This is a genomic window from Tardiphaga sp. 37S4 (assembly GCF_021044645.1).
In the GTDB taxonomy this organism is placed as follows: Bacteria; Pseudomonadota; Alphaproteobacteria; order Rhizobiales; family Xanthobacteraceae; genus Tardiphaga; species Tardiphaga robiniae.
In genome coordinates this window covers 2,727,054-2,745,878 of record NZ_CP088008.1, presented here as the reverse complement: position 1 = coordinate 2,745,878, position 18,825 = coordinate 2,727,054, and the positions used below count along the sequence as shown (strand labels likewise).

The 18,825-nt window shown below is 62.3% G+C and carries 19 protein-coding genes; 9 read left to right on the top strand and 10 right to left on the bottom strand.

Features of this window, described 5'->3' with window-relative positions; translation table 11 throughout:
- Positions 1-24: 24 nt before the first annotated feature.
- Entirely contained in the window at positions 25-303 is a 279-nt protein-coding gene (locus LPB73_RS13400; protein WP_231080838.1) for a hypothetical protein, read from the bottom strand.
- A gap of 346 nt (positions 304-649) precedes the next feature.
- A complete protein-coding gene (locus tag LPB73_RS13395) occupies positions 650-910 on the bottom strand; it encodes a hypothetical protein (RefSeq protein ID WP_231080837.1) in 261 nt (86 codons plus the stop codon).
- A 96-nt stretch (positions 911-1,006) separates the two neighbouring features.
- On the opposite strand from LPB73_RS13395, the gene LPB73_RS13390 reads away from it, so the two are divergent.
- Positions 1,007-1,252, top strand: coding sequence for a hypothetical protein (locus LPB73_RS13390; protein ID WP_089264595.1), 246 nt, complete (start codon positions 1,007-1,009; stop codon positions 1,250-1,252).
- Positions 1,253-1,316: 64 nt separating this feature from the next.
- On the opposite strand, the gene LPB73_RS13385 is transcribed toward LPB73_RS13390, so the two are convergent.
- From LPB73_RS13385 to LPB73_RS13375, 3 genes are all read right to left on the bottom strand, one after another.
- Complete coding sequence (locus tag LPB73_RS13385; RefSeq protein WP_231080836.1) at positions 1,317-2,585, bottom strand: O-antigen ligase family protein; 1,269 nt, start codon at positions 2,583-2,585, stop codon at positions 1,317-1,319.
- A 62-nt stretch (positions 2,586-2,647) separates the two neighbouring features.
- Complete coding sequence (locus tag LPB73_RS13380) at positions 2,648-4,186, bottom strand: undecaprenyl-phosphate glucose phosphotransferase (protein ID WP_068730966.1); 1,539 nt, start codon at positions 4,184-4,186, stop codon at positions 2,648-2,650.
- Positions 4,187-4,294: 108 nt separating this feature from the next.
- The gene (locus LPB73_RS13375) at positions 4,295-5,428 is read right to left on the bottom strand and encodes a glycosyltransferase family 4 protein (protein ID WP_231080835.1); all 1,134 of its coding nucleotides are present in this window, start codon (positions 5,426-5,428) and stop codon (positions 4,295-4,297) included.
- Between the two features lie 233 nt (positions 5,429-5,661).
- On the opposite strand from LPB73_RS13375, the gene LPB73_RS13370 reads away from it, so the two are divergent.
- Entirely contained in the window at positions 5,662-7,965 is a 2,304-nt protein-coding gene (locus LPB73_RS13370) for a GumC family protein (protein ID WP_231080833.1), read from the top strand.
- 149 nt (positions 7,966-8,114) lie between these two features.
- On the opposite strand, the gene LPB73_RS13365 is transcribed toward LPB73_RS13370, so the two are convergent.
- Positions 8,115-9,296, bottom strand: a complete 1,182-nt coding sequence (locus LPB73_RS13365) for a GNAT family N-acetyltransferase (RefSeq protein ID WP_231080832.1) — start codon at positions 9,294-9,296, stop codon at positions 8,115-8,117.
- Positions 9,297-9,422: 126 nt separating this feature from the next.
- On the opposite strand from LPB73_RS13365, the gene LPB73_RS13360 reads away from it, so the two are divergent.
- Positions 9,423-10,460, top strand: coding sequence for a polysaccharide deacetylase family protein (locus tag LPB73_RS13360; protein WP_231080831.1), 1,038 nt, complete (start codon positions 9,423-9,425; stop codon positions 10,458-10,460).
- Here the strand turns inward: LPB73_RS13360 and LPB73_RS13355 are convergent.
- The gene (locus tag LPB73_RS13355) at positions 10,457-10,681 is read right to left on the bottom strand and encodes a DUF2842 domain-containing protein (RefSeq protein ID WP_175367111.1); all 225 of its coding nucleotides are present in this window, start codon (positions 10,679-10,681) and stop codon (positions 10,457-10,459) included. The genes LPB73_RS13360 and LPB73_RS13355 overlap by 4 nt on opposite strands.
- A gap of 153 nt (positions 10,682-10,834) precedes the next feature.
- On the opposite strand from LPB73_RS13355, the gene LPB73_RS13350 reads away from it, so the two are divergent.
- The gene (locus tag LPB73_RS13350; protein ID WP_231080830.1) at positions 10,835-11,926 is read left to right on the top strand and encodes a COX15/CtaA family protein; all 1,092 of its coding nucleotides are present in this window, start codon (positions 10,835-10,837) and stop codon (positions 11,924-11,926) included.
- Between the two features lie 119 nt (positions 11,927-12,045).
- Positions 12,046-12,855 (top strand): FTR1 family iron permease, encoded by an 810-nt coding sequence (locus LPB73_RS13345; protein ID WP_231080829.1) that lies wholly within the window; start codon positions 12,046-12,048, stop codon positions 12,853-12,855.
- A gap of 18 nt (positions 12,856-12,873) precedes the next feature.
- On the opposite strand, the gene LPB73_RS13340 is transcribed toward LPB73_RS13345, so the two are convergent.
- The 3 genes from LPB73_RS13340 to LPB73_RS13330 form a co-directional block, all read right to left on the bottom strand.
- Positions 12,874-14,154, bottom strand: a complete 1,281-nt coding sequence (locus tag LPB73_RS13340; RefSeq protein ID WP_068730964.1) for an O-acetylhomoserine aminocarboxypropyltransferase — start codon at positions 14,152-14,154, stop codon at positions 12,874-12,876.
- Between the two features lie 148 nt (positions 14,155-14,302).
- Positions 14,303-14,899, bottom strand: coding sequence for a CoA-binding protein (locus tag LPB73_RS13335; protein WP_231080828.1), 597 nt, complete (start codon positions 14,897-14,899; stop codon positions 14,303-14,305).
- Positions 14,900-14,904: 5 nt separating this feature from the next.
- The gene (locus LPB73_RS13330) at positions 14,905-15,726 is read right to left on the bottom strand and encodes an enoyl-CoA hydratase (protein ID WP_231080826.1); all 822 of its coding nucleotides are present in this window, start codon (positions 15,724-15,726) and stop codon (positions 14,905-14,907) included.
- A 76-nt stretch (positions 15,727-15,802) separates the two neighbouring features.
- On the opposite strand from LPB73_RS13330, the gene LPB73_RS13325 reads away from it, so the two are divergent.
- The 4 genes from LPB73_RS13325 (at position 15,803) to LPB73_RS13310 (ending at position 18,814) form a co-directional block, all read left to right on the top strand.
- Positions 15,803-16,234 (top strand): PaaI family thioesterase, encoded by a 432-nt coding sequence (locus tag LPB73_RS13325; protein ID WP_068730919.1) that lies wholly within the window; start codon positions 15,803-15,805, stop codon positions 16,232-16,234.
- A 150-nt stretch (positions 16,235-16,384) separates the two neighbouring features.
- Positions 16,385-16,849: a 50S ribosomal protein L13 gene (rplM, locus tag LPB73_RS13320; RefSeq protein WP_068730918.1), complete on the top strand. Its 465-nt coding sequence runs from the start codon at positions 16,385-16,387 to the stop codon at positions 16,847-16,849.
- Positions 16,849-17,325 (top strand): 30S ribosomal protein S9, encoded by a 477-nt coding sequence (rpsI, locus tag LPB73_RS13315; protein ID WP_089264585.1) that lies wholly within the window; start codon positions 16,849-16,851, stop codon positions 17,323-17,325. Before rplM ends, rpsI begins: the two co-directional genes overlap by 1 nt.
- A gap of 244 nt (positions 17,326-17,569) precedes the next feature.
- A complete protein-coding gene (locus LPB73_RS13310) occupies positions 17,570-18,814 on the top strand; it encodes a GGDEF domain-containing protein (RefSeq protein WP_231080825.1) in 1,245 nt (414 codons plus the stop codon).
- The last annotated feature ends 11 nt before the right edge of the window (positions 18,815-18,825 follow it).

The following is an 18,825-nucleotide window of genomic DNA, read 5'->3' as shown; positions in this document are numbered from 1 at the left end:
CTTCGTCAATTCAGTCAGCCGCGGTTAGTAGTAGCCGTAGCTCCGATAGTAGCGCGGACCGCCATAGTAGCCGTCGCCGTAACCGTAGCGCGGACCATAGGCATAACGCGGGCCGTAATGGCGCGGGCCATAACCATATCCGTAACCGGGGCCGTAAGCGCCATAGGCACCGGCCGCCAATGCACCGGCTGCAATACCGAGTCCGATCGCGGCGCCGCGACCGCCACGGGCCTCTGCGGGTTTCGATGCGATCGACGCCGCGCCGACGGCCGCGACGGTGGCAAGAATAAGTGCTGTCTTCATGCTGCTTCTCCTTCGTATCGAGAAGTCAACGTGTCACTGTTTTGAAGGTTCAGTTCCAATTCATGGCATATCGACCACAAATTTTGCCGCGATGGGGGAACGAATAATATCGCGTGATCAGCGAGCGGCGTTGCGCTTTACGCGTTGCAACCCAAAGCGAGATGCGAATGCATCGTCGATCATCTCGCAGCTCATGGTGGGTCCAGAAAAGATAATGGCCCGGAGCGAACTCCGAGCCATCAAACGCAGACGTACATCCGGTCTGCGCTTCCTTGACTCCACAGTGAGTCGAGAAGGTTAATAAATGTCTAACGTCGATGCGTGACGACATGATGACCGATCGCGGTCATCCCGTCGGGCCTTCGACTTCCTTGTGATCCTTGTCAGGCAAGACGCCGCTGCCGGGCGTCTTGTTCTCGTCGGTCAGTTCCGGCTTGTCGTGCGGGCCGGCCGGCGGAATTTTCTGATCGGGCTTCGGCTGTTTGTCGAAGGCGCGGTTCTTTGCTTGCTGTGTCATGCAAACAGAACGGCTCAGTTCCTCGCGTGTTCCCTCTGATGATGAATGTCCATCGCAAATCACAAGAGAATCGGGCACGGCATCGAACATGCGCGGGTCCTTTGTCGATGTGCTTCATTTCGTGCGGAACCTTCCGGGCGGTAATGGCTTGTCCCGCGATACTTTTAAAGGAAGGAATAAATTGTCATGATCAAGAAACTGGCTTTGCTGGCGGCTGCGGCCGTTCTCTATGTCGCAGCACCTGCAGGCCCCGCGTCTGCGCAGGGCATCAATGTGCAGATCGGCGGCGGTGGTTATCACCATCAGGATCGTGGCTATCATCGCGGCCATGGCTATCGCCAGAGCCGCGCCTATGTGCGCCGCGACTACGGGCACCGCCATCACGGCTGGGATCGCCGCGGTTCGCGCACCAAGACTGTGATCGTTCGCTAACAGCAATCGGTCGTCTTAACGAGGCAGCCTCGCGCAAGCGGGGCTGTTTTCGTTTATGAGCTTGTCAGACGCTGCCTGGCTGCGCGGAGGCCGCACGCAATTGCTCCGTGGCCATGTATTGCTGCGTGGCGACGAACATACCCCACATGATGCCGAGCATCATCCAGAAATGGCGCCAGTGGTCGGTGTCGATGATGAAGGCCTCGCCGACCGTGCCGAGATAGGCAGCGAACACCGCAAGATAAACGCGCTGCCATGGCACGCGCACGAAGATGTAGCGGAAACCGAGCAGGGCGGTGATGAACACCAGCGCGGGATAGCACACGCCAGAGATCCAGCCTCCGGACATGAAGGCGTTGAGATAGGAGTTGTGGGTGTCTTCCGGAAAGAAGCGCGTGAATTGCAGTGGGCCGATGCCGAAGGGCAGATCGAGCGCCATCTGCGCGCCCAGCACATGCCGGCCGAAACGGCCGAAGCGGCCTTCGTCATATTTCTGATCGAACGAGGCGCGCTGCTTGAACATGTCGGCGATGAAGTCGAACTGCAGCAGGATCACGATCACCAGCGCCACGACGGCGACGGCCGCCAGCGCCATGATGATGATGCGCGAGCGCTGTTTGTTGGACCGGCTGGTCAGCACCATCAGCATCAGCATGAAGGCCGAGGTGATCGCCAGCAGGCCCCAGGCGGCGCGGGAGAAAGCGAGCAGGACGGCGAGCGCAATGATGCCGAGCGCAATGGCACTGCGGAGCGAGCGACCGAAGCCGTCGCTGACAACGCTCTGCAGGCAGAACAGCGCCGGCAGGACCAGAAACGCGCCCAGCACGTTGGGATCCTTGAAGGTGCCGGCGGCGCGGCCGTAGAGCGTGAACATCTCCGCGCCGGGGATCAGATGCAGATAGCCCAGGATGCCGGCCAGCGATGCCACCAGCGCGCCGACGATCAGGCCGCGGCGCAACAGATCGATGCGCGCCAGCGTGTCCTCGGACATCACCAGTGCGACGAAGATCGCCATGATGGCCATGTACCAGGAGGTCAGGATCCAGTTCACGATTGGCGCCTTGTCGAGCAGATAGGCGGCGCAGATCGTGTAGCCGAGATTGACCAGGAACAGCATGAGCAGCAGCGGCATGAACACCAGCCGCATGCGCAGGCCCGACGCGAAGAACACCACCATCGCCGTGAGGGTGGCGATCTCGAAGGGGCTCGGCTCGATGAAGACGATGGCGCCGCCAAAACCTATCGCCCACAGCAGCGCGCGCTGCAGCGTCACCACGGCGGGAGGCGCCGCAGGTGAGGCGATGTAGTGATCGGCAGTGGCGTGAGTGCTCATGGCGGCATCACTCTACGCAGGCAGGGTTGACGAGTGGTGTAGGGTAGAGGCTGAGGCCTGCCTCAATACGCGTTCTCGTTCTTCGTCAGCATTGAAACCGGCGTTTTCAGCATGATGTAGACGTCGAACAGCACTGACCAGTTCTCGATGTAGTAGAGGTCGAACTCGACGCGCTTCTGCAGTTTCTCCTCGCTGTCGACTTCGCCGCGCCAGCCATTGACCTGCGCCCAGCCGGTGATGCCGGGCTTGACGCGGTGGCGAGCGAAATAGCCGTCGACGGCCTCGTCCAGCAGCTGGCTCTGCACCCTCTGCTGAACGGCGTGGGGACGCGGGCCGACCAGCGACAGGTTGTTCTTGAACACCACGTTGAAGAGCTGCGGCAATTCGTCGATCGAGGATTTGCGGATGAACCGGCCAACGCGGGTGACGCGCTTGTCGCCCTTGGTCACGACGGTCTTGGCCAGCGGGTCAGCCTGGTCGTGATACAGCGAGCGGAACTTGAACACGTCGATGCGCTCGTTGTTGAAGCCGAAGCGCTTCTGCCGGAACAGCACCGGGCCGGGGCTGTCGAGCTTGATGGCGATGGCCACCAGCGCCATGAAGGGCAGTGCGGCGATCAGGATCAGGCCGCCGACGATATGGTCGAACAGCCACTTCATCACCAGATCCCAGTCGGTGATCGGCGCCTCGAACACGTCGAGGGTCGGCACCTTGCCGAGATAGGAGTAGGAGCGCGGGCGAAAGCGCAGCTTGTTGGTATGCGCCGACAGACGGATATCCACCGGCAGCACCCACAGCTTCTTCAGCATTTCCAGAATGCGCGTCTCGGCCGAAATCGGCAGCGCGAACAGCACGAGATCGACGCGGGTGCGCCGCGCGAATTCGATGATGTCATCGACCTTGCCAAGTTTCGGCGCGCCGGAGATCGTGTCCATCGAGCGCTTGTCGTTGCGGTCGTCGAACACGCCAAGGATCTGGATGTCGGAATCTTCCTGGGCATTGAGGTCCCTGATCAGCGTCTCGCCATTGGAATCGGCGCCGACGATGATGGTGCGGCGATCGAGCCGCCCCTGATGCGCCCAGCGTTTGATCAGCGCACGCACGACCGCGCGTTCCGCAATCAGGGCGACGAGACCGACGAAGAAGAACGAGGACAGCCAGACACGCGACACCGCGCCGCCGACCTTGGCGAAGAACGAGACGCCGATGAACAGCAGGAACACGAAGGCCCATGCCGACATCATGCGCGTGAGCTGCTTGATGTGGCCGCGGAAGACCTGCACCTGATAGATGTCGGCAGACTGGAAACACACCACGGCAGCAGCCGCCATCGCGACGATCGCGGCGAAGTATTCCCATCTGAAGCCAGCTTCTGGCGCAACATAGAGCAGGTTGAGCGCGATGCCGATGATGCTGAGCATCAGGAAATCCACGACGCGCACGACGCCCGTGATGACGACGGGTGAGTAGGCGGCGCGCACCTTCTGATCGGCGACGGCGAGCGCCGCGGGCGTCAGTCTGCGACGACGTTCGAACCGGCGTTCGCCGGGCGCGTCCGTCGCGGCCGCGTCGATCATTGAGCGTGCGTTGATCGGGTCCAAGGTGAAATGTCCGTTGTTGCGCTGGCATGCGATGTCGCACGTCAAGCCTACCGCTTTTCGTGAGAATTACCGGACAAATCGGAAGATTTGGTTACAGGTTAAGGAGAGTTAACGTTTCGCAAATGCGCTGCGATAGCCTTCGATGACGCCCTCGACCATCGCGTCCTGCGAGAAATGTTCCGCGATGCGCTCACGGAGCAATTGTGCACGTGCGCGCGCAGCGGCGATGTCATCGAGAGCAGTTTTGATCGCGGTGGCCATGGCGTCGACATTGTTCGACTGGAACAAGGCCGAGGTGTGCGATCCGAAGATTTCCGGAATGCCGCCCACATTGGCGGCGATCATCGGAATGCCCGCGGCGGCGGCCTCGATCACGACATAGGGCATCGAGTCGCCGCGCGATGGAACCACCAGCAGGCGTCCTTTCGAGAACCCGTAACGCGGTTTGACGTGACCGATGAAGCGTACGGCGTCGGTGAGACCGAGGCGCGCAATCTGCGCCTTCAATGCGTTGGTCTCTTCGCCGTCGCCGCCCAGCGTCAAGGTGACGGGCTGGCCGTCGGCGCGCAAACGCGCCACCGCATCGACCAGCAGATCCGCGCCCTTGATACGGCGGAACTCGCCGACATAGCAGATATCGGTGGCGTCATCGGCGGGCTCGACGGGGTCGAATTCGCCAGATGTTACGCCGTTGAACACGCATTTCACGAGGCCTGACGGTGTGCCGATCATGCGCTGATAGGTGTCGCGGGCGAATGCGCTCTCGAACAGGAACAGTTCGGTGCGGTTCATCAGCGCGCGTTCGAGGCGGCTGTAGAAGGCGCCTTTCGCCGTATTTTGCGGATAATGCAGCGAACCGCCATGCGGCGTGTAGATGCGGATGACGCTGTTCGACTTTGCCTTCAGGCGCACGAAGGCGCCGGCCTTGGCGCCGTGGCCATGCAGCACGTCTGGTTTCAGCCGGCTGACGAGGCGCATGAACTGCATCCAGACCAGAACGTCGCCCGGATGTGGCTCGCGGTGGATCGGCAGGCGATAGGTGCCCAGTTTCAGGCGTGGTGCGATCTCGGCCAGTGCATCGCGGGCGCGGTCACCGCCGGTCAGACTGTCGGCGACGATGCCGACTTCATGGCCGCGATCGGCCTGGCCGTTGGCGACATCGATGATGTGGCGAAAGATGCCGCCGACCGGCGCGCGGACAGCGTGCAGGATGCGAAGCGGCTTGTCCGAAGGTGCGCTCATGATCAGAATCGGCATTCGCTGACGAGGAGGGCGTCGCCGGGAGCTGGAACGCACATCGGAAAATCCCTGAAGCAATTGAATCCAATAAGAGCCTTCGTCGTTAAAAAACCGTGTGGATTCAGGCTTCCGCTGCAACGTCCCGATATCAACCTGCCAATTAACCGCGCGGCAACCTTAATCGTCTTTAATCGATTCCGTTGAGTAGACGCAGTGGCGTTTGGGTGGGGTAAGCGATGCGTTTGGCATTCTGGCGTGCAGGCAAGGGCGATGCGTCGGTCGAACGGGCCATCAAGGCGCCAACCATGCCAAACCCGGTTTCTCGCAAAAATCCGGAGAAGAAAGCAGAGCGTGTGATCGCTGCGCCGGCGCCCGATCTCGGCGACCTCGATCTGCGCGCGCTGTGGCAGGCGCTCGTCCGCCGCAAGACGTGGATTCTCGTCCCGACGCTGCTGGCGCTTGTCGGCTCGCTCGTCATCGTCAACATGATCACGCCGCGCTTCAAGTCGGAAGCGCGCATTTTGATCGACGGGCGTGAAAACGTTTTCCTGCGGCCAAGCGGCGAGCGCAACGAAGAGCGCACCTCTCTCGACGCGGAAGCCGTGACCAGCCAGGTGCAGCTGTTGCTGTCGCGCGATCTCGCCCGGGAGATCATCAAGAAGAACAAGCTCGCGGAGCGCCCGGAGTTCGATCCGGTGTTGCAGGGCGCGCAGCCATGGCGGTCGCTGCTCGGCCTGATGGGCATTGGCCGCGATCCGTTCTCGATGACGCCTGAAGAGCGCGTGCTCGATGCCTATTACGAGCGGTTGACGGCCTATGCGGTCGACAAGTCGCGCGTCATGGTCGTCGAATTCCAGTCGCGCGATCCCGAACTCGCCGCGCGCGTCGCCAATTCCATCGCCGACGGTTATCTGGTGATGCAGCAGAATGCGCGGCAGAACCAGGCGCGATCGGCCGGGCAATGGCTGTCCGGTGAGATCGATGACCTGCGCAAGAAGGTCGTCGAGGCAGAAGCGCGCGCGGAGGAATTCCGCTCCAAGTCCAGCCTGTTCATCGGCACCAACAATACGTCGCTCTCGAACCAGCAGCTCGGCGAGATCAACAGCCAGCTCAACAATGCGCGCTCGTTGAAGTCCGACGCTGAATCCAAGGCGCGGCTCATCAAGGATATGCTGCAAACCGGCAAGCCGATCGAATTCTCGGAAGTGCTGAATTCCGACCTGATCCGCCGGCTGTCCGAGCAGCGCGTGACGCTGCGTGCGCAGCTCGCCGAACAGTCCTCGACGCTGCTCGACGCGCATCCGCGCATCAAGGAGCTGCGGGCGCAGCTCGGCGATCTCGACAAGCAATTGCGCGACGAAGCCGCCAAACTGTCGCGCATCTTCGAGAACGATGCGCGCATTGCCAGCGGCCGCGTCGATGGCCTCACCAACAATCTCGAACAGCTGAAGCGTCAGGCAACGTCCAGCAACGGCCAGGATGTGCAGTTACGGGCGCTGGAGCGTGAGGCGAGGGCGCAGCGCGATCTGCTCGAATCCTATCTGGCGAAATACCGCGAAGCGTCCACCCGTGAGAATATCGAGGCGGCACCGACCGATGGTCGCATCATCTCCCGCGCCATCGTGTCCAATACGCCGGCCTATCCGAAGAAGCTCCCGATCGTGCTGATCGCGACGCTAGCGACGCTGATGCTCACGGCGGGCGGCATCGTCACCAGCGAGCTGCTGCGCATGACCGCGCCGCGCGGCGCTGCGCCGATGGTGCCGGTCGCGCAGGCCCGCGTCACCGAGCCGGCGTTCAAGCCGTTCGTGGATAAGGTGCCTGCTGCCGTGCGTGAGCCGGAAACTGTCGTTGCGCCGGGCATCGTGCCTGAGCCGGCTCCTGTTGCCGTGCCGCAGCCCGTGGTGCGCGATACCCATCCCGAACTGGCCGCTGGCGTCAGCGAAATCGAACAGCTTGCCCAGGAATTCCGTGCGGCTGGCAAATCGGCGCGCAAGATCACGATCCTCGGCACCGGCCACAACGACAACATCGCGCTCACCGCGCTGACGCTGTCGCGCATCCTGTCGCGCGATGCGAAAGTGGTGCTGGTGGACCTGGCCTCGTCGTCGCCGACGCTGGAAGCCGTATCGAACGATCCGCGCGCGCCCGGACTGGCGGAGCTGATGCTGGGCGAGGCGTCGTTCGGTCAGGTCATCACCAAGGACCGGATGTCGGGCCTGCATATGGTCGCCGCCGGCCGCGCCGGCGCCGATCGCTCGCTGTTGCAGTCGCCGCGCCTGACCATGGCGCTCGATGCGCTGCTGCGCGTCTACGACCACGTGCTGCTGGATGCCGGCACCGCGGCCGATCTGCCGGCGGGACTTCTGACCGATCAGGCCCGCGCCGTGGTGGTGCCGGAAGTGACCATGAGCATGGATGCGCGCGAGCTGATGGCCGAACAGCTCAAGGCCGTGGGCTTCGCCGATGTGAAGATGTTGCGCTCACCGCCGCCGGCCAACGATCCGGTCGGGCCGGGCGGCCGCGTGTTTGCGGCGTAGGTTAGTCGCCGTCATGGCCGGGCTTGTCCCGGCCATCCACGACTTTCTTCATGTGACTAAGACGTGGATGCCCGGGACGTCCAGCGAAGCCGCGCTTCGCGCTTTGCCAGGGTATGACGAGTTTCAACTACGAATTGTATTCCGGATGTTCAGCGCTGAAACGCGTGCCGCAGCATTTGCGCCATCTGCAGCAGGGCCGGGGTCTGTTTCACCAGCCGCTTGGCATGGGCGAAGGATGACAGGCCCATGGCGCCGAGCTTGCCGCGCGTGGTGAGCGGCACGAAACTGTCGAAGATCGGCTCATCATCCTTGCAGAACATCCGCTTGTAGTCGTCGCCGCCAATGCCGAGATCCAGCGAGGTCACGCCGTGCTCGGCATAGGCATCGATGATGGTGCGCATCAGGATCAGGCCGGGGCTGTATTTGGCATTCTCCGACATGGTGTAGGTGTTGAACATCATCGAGAAGCGGTTGTCGTCGGCGACGCCGGCGAACATCGCGATCACTTCCTCGTCGCAGACCAGCGCGTGGATATCGATGGTGTGGCCATCCGCCCGCGGCGTCGTACAGGCCTGGCGGATGAAGGCTTCGACGCCGGGCTCGGCGAACACGTTGGGCAGGTTCTGTTCGGCCATGCGCAGCGGCTTGATGGCGAAGAAGGCGTCGAGCACGCGTGTGACCTCGCCCTCCGTCTTCGCGTGCATGTAGCGATAGCCGGCAAGATTTCGGTACTTGCCTTCCTTGGTCTTGAGGCGCTTGCGGAACGAATTGCTGATGCGATCTGTCGCGGCTTCGCCGGGCACCATCTTCAGCACCGGACAATCATTGGTCGAGGCCTGGCTCGGCAGCAGCGCGAGGGGGTTGGCGATGCCGATCCAGCTTTTGGGCTGACGGACCAGCGCGAGGACGTCGACGGTTTCGCTGTGCTGCTGGATGCCGTGCAGCAGCGCGTCGATATCGGCCTTTGTCGCCTGCGCCGCGAAGTCGCGCCGGAACAGCGGCATGTTGAAGGTGACGTGCTTGCCGCCGAGATAGCCGGCGACGCGCATGCCGTTTTCGCGGCTGACGGCGAGCGGCAACAACATCAGCGGCTGATGTGCGGCGTCATAGGCGATGATGATGAAGGGCTTCAGGCCTTCCTGGACGCCAATATGGGTCTGCCAGGCCGACTGGAAGTCGAAGCGCTGATAGGGCGTGGAGAGCTGTTCGGACGTCTCAAGGCTGCGCCAGATAGCTTCGGCAGCGCTGAAATCGCTGATTACATCGACGCGTGCGATGCGGCTCGCAGTTGCCATCGCCACAGGTGTTTCCATCACAGCAGCCATGGTCATCGCGAGCCTGTTTCAGATTTTGGTTAGATTTTTAGGTTTGGGGCGACCTTTGCAAAGAAATGTCAACAAACAGTAATGACAATAGCCGACTGGCGAGAGGCATGACGCCGCTTGGGGGAATCTGCGGTGTCATACAAGACCGGTTGGGGCGCGGCACTTGCCTTCGAACTGACTTATCTCAGTGGTGCGCATCGTCTGCTGGAACGCGCATATGGCGACGCCGGTATCATTCTCAAATTCGAACGCGTGCGACCGCCGCGGCAGGACGCCTTCCAGCCGCTGCGATCCCACGAGATCACACCGCGGTTTCTCGACCGTGCCATTCGCGCGCTGAAGCGCTGGCCCGTCGATATCGTCGGCATGGACGAGGTGTGTCGCCGCGCCAGTGCGCCGCGCGAGGGACGGCGCTTCGTTGCGCTGACCTTCGATGGCGGCACCCGCGACTTCGTCGATTTCGCCTATCCGCTGCTGGCGGCGCATGAGGTGCCGTTCACACTCCATCTGCCAAGCGCCTTTGCCGACGGGCTTGGCGCCATGTGGTGGCTGGCGCTGGAGCAGGCAATCGCAACGCATGATCGCATCAGCCTGATCATCGATCACCGGCAGCGGCATTTCGAAACCGCCACGACTGCCGACAAATATCGCGCCTATTACTATCTCGATAGCTGGCTGCGAACACTCCCGCCGCACGAACTGGCCGTTGCGGCGGACGATCTCTGCAAACGCTATTCGGTCGATCTTGCGACGCTGTCGCGTCATGCGGCGGTGCATTGGGACGATGTGGCCACGTTTGCGGGGAATCCGCGGGCGACCATCGGCAGCAGTACGGTCAACTATCCTGCGCTCGCCAATCTCGGCGATAGCGCGGCATCGCGCGAGATCGCCATGGGACGGGCCGTGGCGCAGGCTGCGCTGCCCTATGAGCCACGACATTTCGCCTATCCGTTCGGCGATAAAGCCTCGTTCGACAAGCGGCACGTCGCGATGGTGGCGCAGGCAGGGTTTGCCAGCGCCGTGACCTCGCTGCCCGGTGTCATCGAGGCCAATGGTGGATCGGATCTACATGCGCTGCCGCGGCTGGCCTGGGACGGCCGCCGACAATCGTTGCGTGCCTTGCGGGTGATGGTATCCGGCGTGATGCTTGGTGCGGGCGCGCAGCGCTAGCCGACCTCGGGATCCACAGGATCGGCCTTGCCCATCCAGCTGATGATCGGCATCGCCGGGAGCACCCAGCCGAGGCCGGCGATGACATAGAAGGCTGCCTGCAGCCAGCCGTTATTGGCCAGCCAGGGGGTCTGCGCGATGGTCATGCCGAGCAGCGACCACACCACCACGAGGATCAGCAGAAAGATGGTTCCGAAGAATTTGCGGGTGCGGATGGTCATGACGGAAATGTGCGGTCCAAAGTCGGCTTGAGATCGGGGTAGGCAAAGTGCCCAACTTTGCAGGCCTTCGCGGGCGGACTATAAGGGGCTCGAAATTTCATTCAAGGCGCTGATTTTGTCGCTGATTTTGCGGCTATTCCCGAGACCCCTGCGATGACTGCTTCGTCCCAAACCCGCTCCAAGGAATTACGCCCGGTGCGCTGGTGGCTGATTGCCGTCGCCGCGATGATCGTGGCGATGGTGCTGGTCGGCGGCGCGACGCGGCTCACCGAGTCCGGCCTGTCGATCGTCGAATGGAAGCCGGTGACCGGCGCCATTCCGCCGCTAGATGAATCGCACTGGATCGCGGCCTTCGAGGCCTACAAGCAGATCCCGCAATATCGCGAACTGAATAGCGGCATGACGCTCCATGAGTTCAAGACCATCTTCTGGTGGGAATGGAGCCATCGTCTGCTCGGCCGTGTCATCGGCGTGGTGTTCCTGCTGCCATTCCTCTGGTTCCTGTGGCGCGGCGTGCTGACGTCCGAATTGAAGAAGCGGCTGTGGGTGATCTTCGGCCTCGGCGGCCTGCAGGGCGCGGTGGGCTGGTGGATGGTGGCATCGGGCCTGACCAAGCGCGTGGAAGTCTCGCAATATCGGCTGGCGGCGCATCTGATGCTGGCGCTGATCATCTTCGCCGCCATCGTCTGGACGCTGCGTCGCCTGAGCGACCGTGCGCCGGTGCTGGCAGCAGGCCGCCTGCGCGTGACGAGCTGGGCGTTGTTGGCGCTGACCTTCCTGCAGCTCTATTTCGGTGCGCTGGTCGCGGGGCTTCGTGCGGGCCGCGTGTTCAATACCTGGCCGGAGATCGACGGCGCACTGATCCCGTCTGCGTCACGGCTGTTCTTTGAGGACCCGTGGTGGCGCAACATGTTCGACAACACGCTGACGGTTCAGTTCCAGCATCGCATGACTGCCTATGTGTTGTTCGCACTCGCGATCTGGCATGTGATCGATGCGATCCGCGCGCGGGCAGGGGCACCGGTTGTCAACGGCGCGCTGTGGCTGGCGGCATCGATCGCGGTGCAGGCCGCGCTCGGCATTCTCACGCTGCTGCATCAGGTGCCGATCGATCTGGCGCTGACCCATCAGGCGGTGGCGATCGTGGTGCTGACGCTGGCGATCCTGCAGGTGGAGCGGATGAAGCCGCGCGGGGCGGTGTTGACGGAACGTCAGCTCGACCTCGCGGTCGGCAAGGCCGCCTAGCTGTTGCGCGTTACCGACTAGAACGATTGTAACGGAGTTGACGCAGTCGTGTGGCTGTGCGGCTTTCGCTCATGCGCACCGCGCAATAGATACGACGCACCACCACACGGGATCGGGTCATGTCCTCCGCATTCATTCAGGCTGCCGTCATTCTGCTGCGCGAGGGTCTCGAGGCCATGCTCGTGATCGCGGCGCTGGCGGGCTATCTCAGGAAATCCGGCGGCGGCCATCGCGTGACCGCGCTCTATCTGGGCGCGCTGGCGGCGATCCTCGCCAGCCTGATCGCGGCCTGGACCTTTGCGGTGTTCAATTCCGGCGATCACAGTGATGTCTTTGAAGCCATCGTCATCCTGTTTGCGGCGGGCCTGATGCTTTATGTCAGCGGCTGGCTGATGGTGAAGCAGGACCCGCGCGGCTGGCAGGAATATCTAGCGGCGAAGGCGGATCAGGCGCTGGCGCAGGATACCGGTCTCGCCGTCGCGATGCTGGCATTTCTCGCGGTGTTTCGTGAGGGCGCCGAGACGGTACTGTTCATCAACGCGCTCGCGACCACCGAAGGCGGCTGGAGCGTCGGACTGTTCGGCGGTCTGGCGGCTGCGACCGCCGGTCTGGTCGTGCTGTTCTATTTCATCAATATGATTGCTCAGCGCATCCCGCTGCGGCCGCTGTTCATCATCACCTCGGCCTTCCTGTTCGTGATGGGCATCAAGTTCATCGGCGAGGCGATCCAGGAATTCCAGGAACAGGCGATGATCGGGGTCACCGACGCGCCGGGCAGCGCATTCCTGACGGCGATCGGTTTCAATCCGACGCTGGAAGCGCTGTCGATCCAGCTGCTGGTGGTGCTGTTCGCGCTGGCGACCTATTCGGTGTTCCAGCGTAATGCCCGCTTGATCCGCGAAGCGAAAGCGATGCGCGCTAAAGCGTGACGCGCATCGCAGTTCGGCTTACGCGTTCAGCGCCTGTTCGAGATCCGCGATCAGATCTTCCTTGTCCTCGATACCGACAGACAGCCTGACAACGTCGGGCCCGGCGCCGGAGCGCGTCTTGGCTTCGTCGTCGAGCTGGCTGTGGGTGGTCGAGGCCGGGTGGATCACCAGCGAGCGGGTGTCGCCGACATTGGCAAGATGCGAGAACAGCTTCAGGTTCGACACCAGGCTGACGCCGGCGTCGTAGCCGCCCTTCAGACTGAAGGTGAACACGGCGCCCGCGCCCTTCGGCGCATATTTGCGGGCGAGGGTGTGATAGCGATTATCCGACAATCCAGAATAATTTACCGCCGCCACTTTCGGATGTGCCGACAGCCATTCGGCGACCGCCTTGGCGTTGTCGCTGTGGCGCTGCATGCGCAGCGGCAGCGTTTCGATACCGGTCTGGATCAGGAATGCGTTGAACGGCGACAGTGCCGGGCCGAGATCGCGCAGGCCGAGTACGCGGCAGGCGATGGCGAAAGCGAAGTTACCGAAGGTCTCCTGCAGCTTGATGCCATGATATTCCGGGCGCGGCTCTGACAGCACCGGATATTTGTTGCCTTTCGACCAGTCGAAGGTGCCCGCGTCCACGATGATGCCGCCGAGCGAGTTGCCGTGGCCGCCGAGAAACTTGGTCAGCGAATGCACGACGATGTCGGCGCCGTGGTCGATCGGCTTGATCAAATAGGGCGTCGCCAGTGTGTTGTCGACGATCAACGGAACGCCGGCCTTGCGCGCCACGGCCGCGACCGCCTCGATATCGGTGATCGAGCCGGCAGGATTGGCGATGGACTCGATGAAGATCGCCTTGGTCTTGTCGGTCACCGCGCGCTCGAACGAGGGGACGTCATCGGGATCGGCCCACACCACGTTCCAGCCAAAGCTCTTGAAGGCGTGGCTGAACTGGTTGATCGAACCGCCATAGAGTTTGCGCGAGGCAATGAATTCGTCGCCGGGCTGCAGCAGCTGCTGAAACACCACGAGCTGCGCGGCGTGGCCGGACGCGACGGCGAGGGCGGCCGTGCCGCCTTCCAGCGCAGCAACGCGTTCCTCGAGCACGGCGGTGGTCGGGTTGGTGATGCGCGTATAGATGTTACCGAAGGATTGCAGGCCGAACAACGAGGCGGCGTGATCCGCATCGTTGAAGACGAACGAAGTGGTCTGATAGATCGGCGTCGCGCGGGCACCGGTGGTCGGGTCGGGCTGCGCGCCGGCATGGACGGCGAGGGTGCCGAAGCCTGGAATACGATCGTTCATCATCACTCCCTGTCGAATAGCGGTTTGTTGGCGCCAACCTGATCGGGCGCAGCGCTGCCGTCAAGGCGAGGCGGCATTTTGCCCTGACTTCGCAACAGTCGTGCTGCGCTGTGTCATTTCAAAGGAAATAAAATCGCGAAACGCACCGTCAGGCGGTGTCGTTCTTGTCCTTGTTATTTTGCTGCGCAACGCGATCGGCCGCAGCGGTGCTACCACCGCCAAGGCTGCTGCGATTCAGCGACAGCCGCATGCCCTGGGTCGGGATCGGCGCGCGCTTGGAGCTGAGCGTGCGCGAATTGACACCCATCCACTGGATCTCCGACGACAGCCGGCCATATTCGATCTTGGGGCAGCGGTTCATCACCACCTTGATGCCTGCGGCTTCAAGCTTGGCGGCGGCCTCGTCATGGCGCACGCCAAGCTGCATCCAGACCACCTTGGGCAGCGGATTGAGCGTCAGTGCGAGTTCGACGATCGGCATGACATGGTCGGCGCTGCGGAAGATGTCAATCATGTCGATCGGGCGACCGATCTCCTGCAGCGAGGCGACGAAAGGCTTGCCCAGCAGGCTCTTGCCGACCTGGCCCGGATTGATCGGGATCATATCGTAGCCGCGTTCGGCGAGATACTTGAATACGAAATAGCTCGGCCGCACGTTTTGCGGGGAGGCGCCGACCATCGCAACGGTTTTGACGGTGTTGAGGATCTCGCGGATATAGGCGTCGTTATAGCTGTCGTGGTTCATTTCAATTACCGGTCTTCCCACTTCGGCTCGCGCTTTGCGATGAACGCGCCGATGCCTTCCTCGGCATCGCGGGCCATCATATTCTCGGTCATCACTTCAGCGGCGAAGCGATAGGCATCCGCGAGATTCATCTCGGCCTGGCGATAGAAAGCTTCCTTGCCGATCTTCACCGTATGCGCCGACTTGTGCGCCACTTGTTCTGCCAGCGCGATCGCTGCATCGCGTTCGGTGCCGGCAGGTACCACGCGGTTGATCAGGCCGATCTCGCGGGCGCGGGTGGCGGAGATGGGCTCGCCGGTGAGCAGCATTTCCATCGCCTGCTTGCGCGGCACGTTGCGCGATAGCGCCACCATGGGCGTCGAACAGAACAGGCCGATATCGACGCCGGGCGTCGCGAATTTTGCGTGTTCGGAGGCGATAGCGAGATCGCAGCTCGCCACGAGTTGGCAGCCTGCAGCAGTAGCAACGCCTTGCACGGCGGCGATCACCGGCTTTGGCAGCCGCACGATGGCCTGCATCATGGCGCTGCAGATCGTCATCATATGCGCGAAATAGGCGCGGCCGCGATCGGCATCAGTGCGGCGCGCGGTGAGTTCTTTCAGGTCATGTCCGGCGGAGAAGACCGGGCCGCTGGCGGCGATCACCACGGCGCGCACGGTCTTGTCGCTGGCTATGTCATCGAGGGCGGCGTGCAATTCGCCGATCAGTCCTTCGGAGAGGCTGTTGCGGGCAGCCGGACGATTCAGCGTCAACACGCCGATGCTGCCGACCGTTTCACGCAGAAGAATGGATGGCCGCGCTGTTTCCGCGCGTGCTGGTTGAACCATGACTTGAGATTCCATCGCTGGGCAGGACCGTCACCATATTGTAACAGGACGGCACAAGCGAGAGCAGGGTAGAGACATGGCGACTGCGAAAATGAGCGTGGCTGAACTCGAGGCGTTTCTGAAGCGCGAGTTCCCGCAGGCCTTTGGCGCCGGCGATATCGCGATTGAAAGCGCTGATGGTACCACTTGCCTGCTGCGCCAGACCTATGGCGAACGCATGCTGCGGCCGGGCGGCACGGTATCGGGTCCGACACTGATGGCCCTGGCCGATTTTGCCATGTACGTCGTGCTGCTGTCGGCGATCGGCCCGGTCGGCCTCGCGGTGACCACCAGCCTGAACATCAATTTCCTGCGCAAGGGCCTGCCGGGGCAGGATGTGCTGGCAGCCGCCAAGCTGCTGAAGCTCGGAAAACGCCTCGCAGTGGGCGAAGTGACCCTGTTATCAGGCACTTCCGCCGATCCGATCGCCCATGTGACGTCGACCTATTCCATTCCGAACGTTGGGTAATTTGAAGGGTATTATAGAACCATAATTATAACGTCATGATTTAATAGGCGAATTCTGCCATATTTGGCATTGACGGAATCCGGTTGTCTATCTAGAAACGCCTCAGTTCGGCGGATCACCGCCGATATCCCCTTTTCATGGATATTCACAATGAAGACGTTTTCGGCAAAGCCCGCCGAGATCACGAAGAAGTGGATCGTCATCGACGCCACTGGTCTCGTGGTGGGCCGGCTGGCCACGTTGGTCGCAATGCGGCTGCGCGGCAAGCACCTCCCGACCTATACCCCGCATGTTGATTGCGGCGACCATGTCATCATCGTCAACGCGGACAAGGTGGTTTTCACCGGCCGCAAGCGTGAAGACAAGGTCTACTATCACCACACCGGCTTCATCGGCGGCATCAAGGAGCGCACTGCGAAGTCGATCCTCGAAGGTCGTTTCCCGGAGCGCGTTGTCGAGAAGGCTGTTGAGCGCATGATCCCGCGCGGTCCGCTCGGTCGCGTCCAGTTCGGCAATCTGCGTGTTTATGCCGGTGCAGAGCACCCGCACGAGGCCCAGCAGCCGGAAGCATTCGATGTCGGCGCTTTGAACCGCAAGAACAAGAGGGCCGCATAATGTCGGATACCATGCAGTCTCTCGATCAGCTGGCGTCGCTGAAGGTGTCCGCTCCGGATGCCCCGAAGTACGTCAAGAAGGTCGACAAGCAGGGCCGCGCCTATGCGACCGGCAAGCGTAAGGACGCTGTCGCTCGTGTCTGGATCAAGCCGGGCGCCGGCAAGGTTGTCGTCAACACCCGTGAAGTCGAAGTGTACTTCGCTCGTCCGGTGCTGCGCATGCTCATCCAGCAGCCGCTGGTCGCTGCAGCCCGCGCTGGCCAGTACGACGTGATCTGCACCGTTGCCGGTGGCGGTCTGTCGGGCCAGGCCGGTGCCGTGCGTCACGGCATCTCCAAGGCTCTGACCTGCTTCGAGCCGGATCTGCGCGGCGTCCTCAAGAAGGGCGGCTTCCTGACCCGCGACTCGCGTGTCGTCGAGCGCAAGAAGTACGGCAAGGCGAAAGCCCGCAAGTCCTTCCAGTTCTCGAAGCGCTAATTCCTGCTTCGATAAAATTTGCTGCAAATGCGGTGAATACAATTTTGAAAAGGGCGCCTTCGGGCGCCCTTTTTGCGTTCCGGGACATTCCGGATACCGACAGATTGATGCAGTTTTTCGTGAAAACTTGTGCAGGCACGCAAACGGATTTCCAATCGGTACACTCGTATGTTCGATGATGGCGAAGAGGCCAGTCCGAATCATGATGGTTTGGAAATCTCGCAACAATTGCCGGTGCTCAAATATGTCGCTCGATTCTTCCACGCTCTATTTGGTGGCAACCCTGGTTGCGGCGATGTTGGGCGGGATGCTGCTGTTCTTCGGACGACAGGAAAAGATCGCGGCCCTCAACTGGTGGGGGCTGGCTTACCTGCTCGGCGCCGTATCGGTCGCATTGTGGACACTTGCCGCGTCGCTCCTGGGCGACGTGCTGTCGCTGGCATTCAATGCCGTGGGCTTCGTGGCCTGCGGCATGGTGTGGAACGCTGCGCGCGTGTTCCATGGCCGCAGGCCGAGCTGGGCCGGCCTGTTTCTCGGCGCCATCGCCTGGATCGCTGTCATCTTCACCCTGCCGGCTGAGGCTGCGTCGCTGCGCATGACCATCGGCGCCGGCATCGTCGCGCTTTATGCGATGTTGACGGCGCATGAATTGTGGAACGAGCGTCGCAAGGCGGTGCAACGGCGGTGGCCGACCATTTTGGTGCCGATGCTGCATGGTTTCGTCCTGATGCTGCCGATCCTGCTCGGCGATCTGCTGCATGGCGATCACAGCAATTTCGGCAATAGCATCTGGGTCACGGCCTTTGCCGTCGAGCTCGTGCTCTATGCGGTCGGCACGGTGTTCCTGATCTTCATGCTGGTGTCCGAGCGTGCGGTCACGGCGCACAAGGTCGCGGCGTCCTGCGATCCGCTCACCGGCCTGTTCAACCGCCGCGGCTTCTCCGAGGCGACGGCGCGGATGATCGAGCGCGAGGCGAAAGCAGGCCGCCCGGTCACGGTCATGATCTTCGACATCGATCACTTCAAGTCGATCAATGATCGCTTCGGCCATCCCGCAGGCGACGAGGTGTTGAAACTATTCGCCACGGTCATCACGCATACGCTGCGGATCACCGACCTGTCGGGCCGCATCGGCGGCGAGGAGTTTGCGGCGATGTTGCCCTGCAGCCTGGACGAGGCAATGCAGGCGGCCGAGCGCGTGCGCGAGGCGTTTGCGACCTGCGGCATTCAGGTCGACGAGGCGCCGGTGGCAACCACCGTGAGTATCGGCGTGGCCGGCGGACCGGCCGGCACTGAACTCGACGTCCTGCTGGCTGCCGCGGACACTGCGCTCTACCAGGCCAAGCGCAGCGGACGTAACCGCGTGCAGGCCGCGGAAGAAGAGCCGCTGTCGCTGGAGCAGGGGCGCCGCGCTGCGGCGATCGGGCAGGCGGCGAAGCCGAGCGTCGTGCGGGCTGCGGTCACGATGACGGCAAGCAGCGCGCGATAAAGGATCCGTTT

Coding starts and splice junctions, on each gene's coding strand:
- LPB73_RS13345 (WP_231080829.1), top strand. CDS start 12,046: ATGTCCTCCGCATTCATTCAGGCTGCCGTCATTCTGCTGCGCGAGGGT.
- LPB73_RS13400 (WP_231080838.1), bottom strand. CDS start 303: ATGAAGACAGCACTTATTCTTGCCACCGTCGCGGCCGTCGGCGCGGCG.
- LPB73_RS13350 (WP_231080830.1), top strand. CDS start 10,835: ATGACTGCTTCGTCCCAAACCCGCTCCAAGGAATTACGCCCGGTGCGC.
- LPB73_RS13370 (WP_231080833.1), top strand. CDS start 5,662: ATGCGTTTGGCATTCTGGCGTGCAGGCAAGGGCGATGCGTCGGTCGAA.
- rplM (WP_068730918.1), top strand. CDS start 16,385: ATGAAGACGTTTTCGGCAAAGCCCGCCGAGATCACGAAGAAGTGGATC.
- LPB73_RS13385 (WP_231080836.1), bottom strand. CDS start 2,585: ATGAGCACTCACGCCACTGCCGATCACTACATCGCCTCACCTGCGGCG.
- LPB73_RS13395 (WP_231080837.1), bottom strand. CDS start 910: ATGTTCGATGCCGTGCCCGATTCTCTTGTGATTTGCGATGGACATTCA.
- LPB73_RS13390 (WP_089264595.1), top strand. CDS start 1,007: ATGATCAAGAAACTGGCTTTGCTGGCGGCTGCGGCCGTTCTCTATGTC.
- LPB73_RS13310 (WP_231080825.1), top strand. CDS start 17,570: ATGTCGCTCGATTCTTCCACGCTCTATTTGGTGGCAACCCTGGTTGCG.
- LPB73_RS13375 (WP_231080835.1), bottom strand. CDS start 5,428: ATGAGCGCACCTTCGGACAAGCCGCTTCGCATCCTGCACGCTGTCCGC.
- rpsI (WP_089264585.1), top strand. CDS start 16,849: ATGTCGGATACCATGCAGTCTCTCGATCAGCTGGCGTCGCTGAAGGTG.
- LPB73_RS13340 (WP_068730964.1), bottom strand. CDS start 14,154: ATGAACGATCGTATTCCAGGCTTCGGCACCCTCGCCGTCCATGCCGGC.
- LPB73_RS13365 (WP_231080832.1), bottom strand. CDS start 9,296: ATGACCATGGCTGCTGTGATGGAAACACCTGTGGCGATGGCAACTGCG.
- LPB73_RS13335 (WP_231080828.1), bottom strand. CDS start 14,899: ATGAACCACGACAGCTATAACGACGCCTATATCCGCGAGATCCTCAAC.
- LPB73_RS13355 (WP_175367111.1), bottom strand. CDS start 10,681: ATGACCATCCGCACCCGCAAATTCTTCGGAACCATCTTTCTGCTGATC.
- LPB73_RS13330 (WP_231080826.1), bottom strand. CDS start 15,726: ATGGTTCAACCAGCACGCGCGGAAACAGCGCGGCCATCCATTCTTCTG.
- LPB73_RS13325 (WP_068730919.1), top strand. CDS start 15,803: ATGGCGACTGCGAAAATGAGCGTGGCTGAACTCGAGGCGTTTCTGAAG.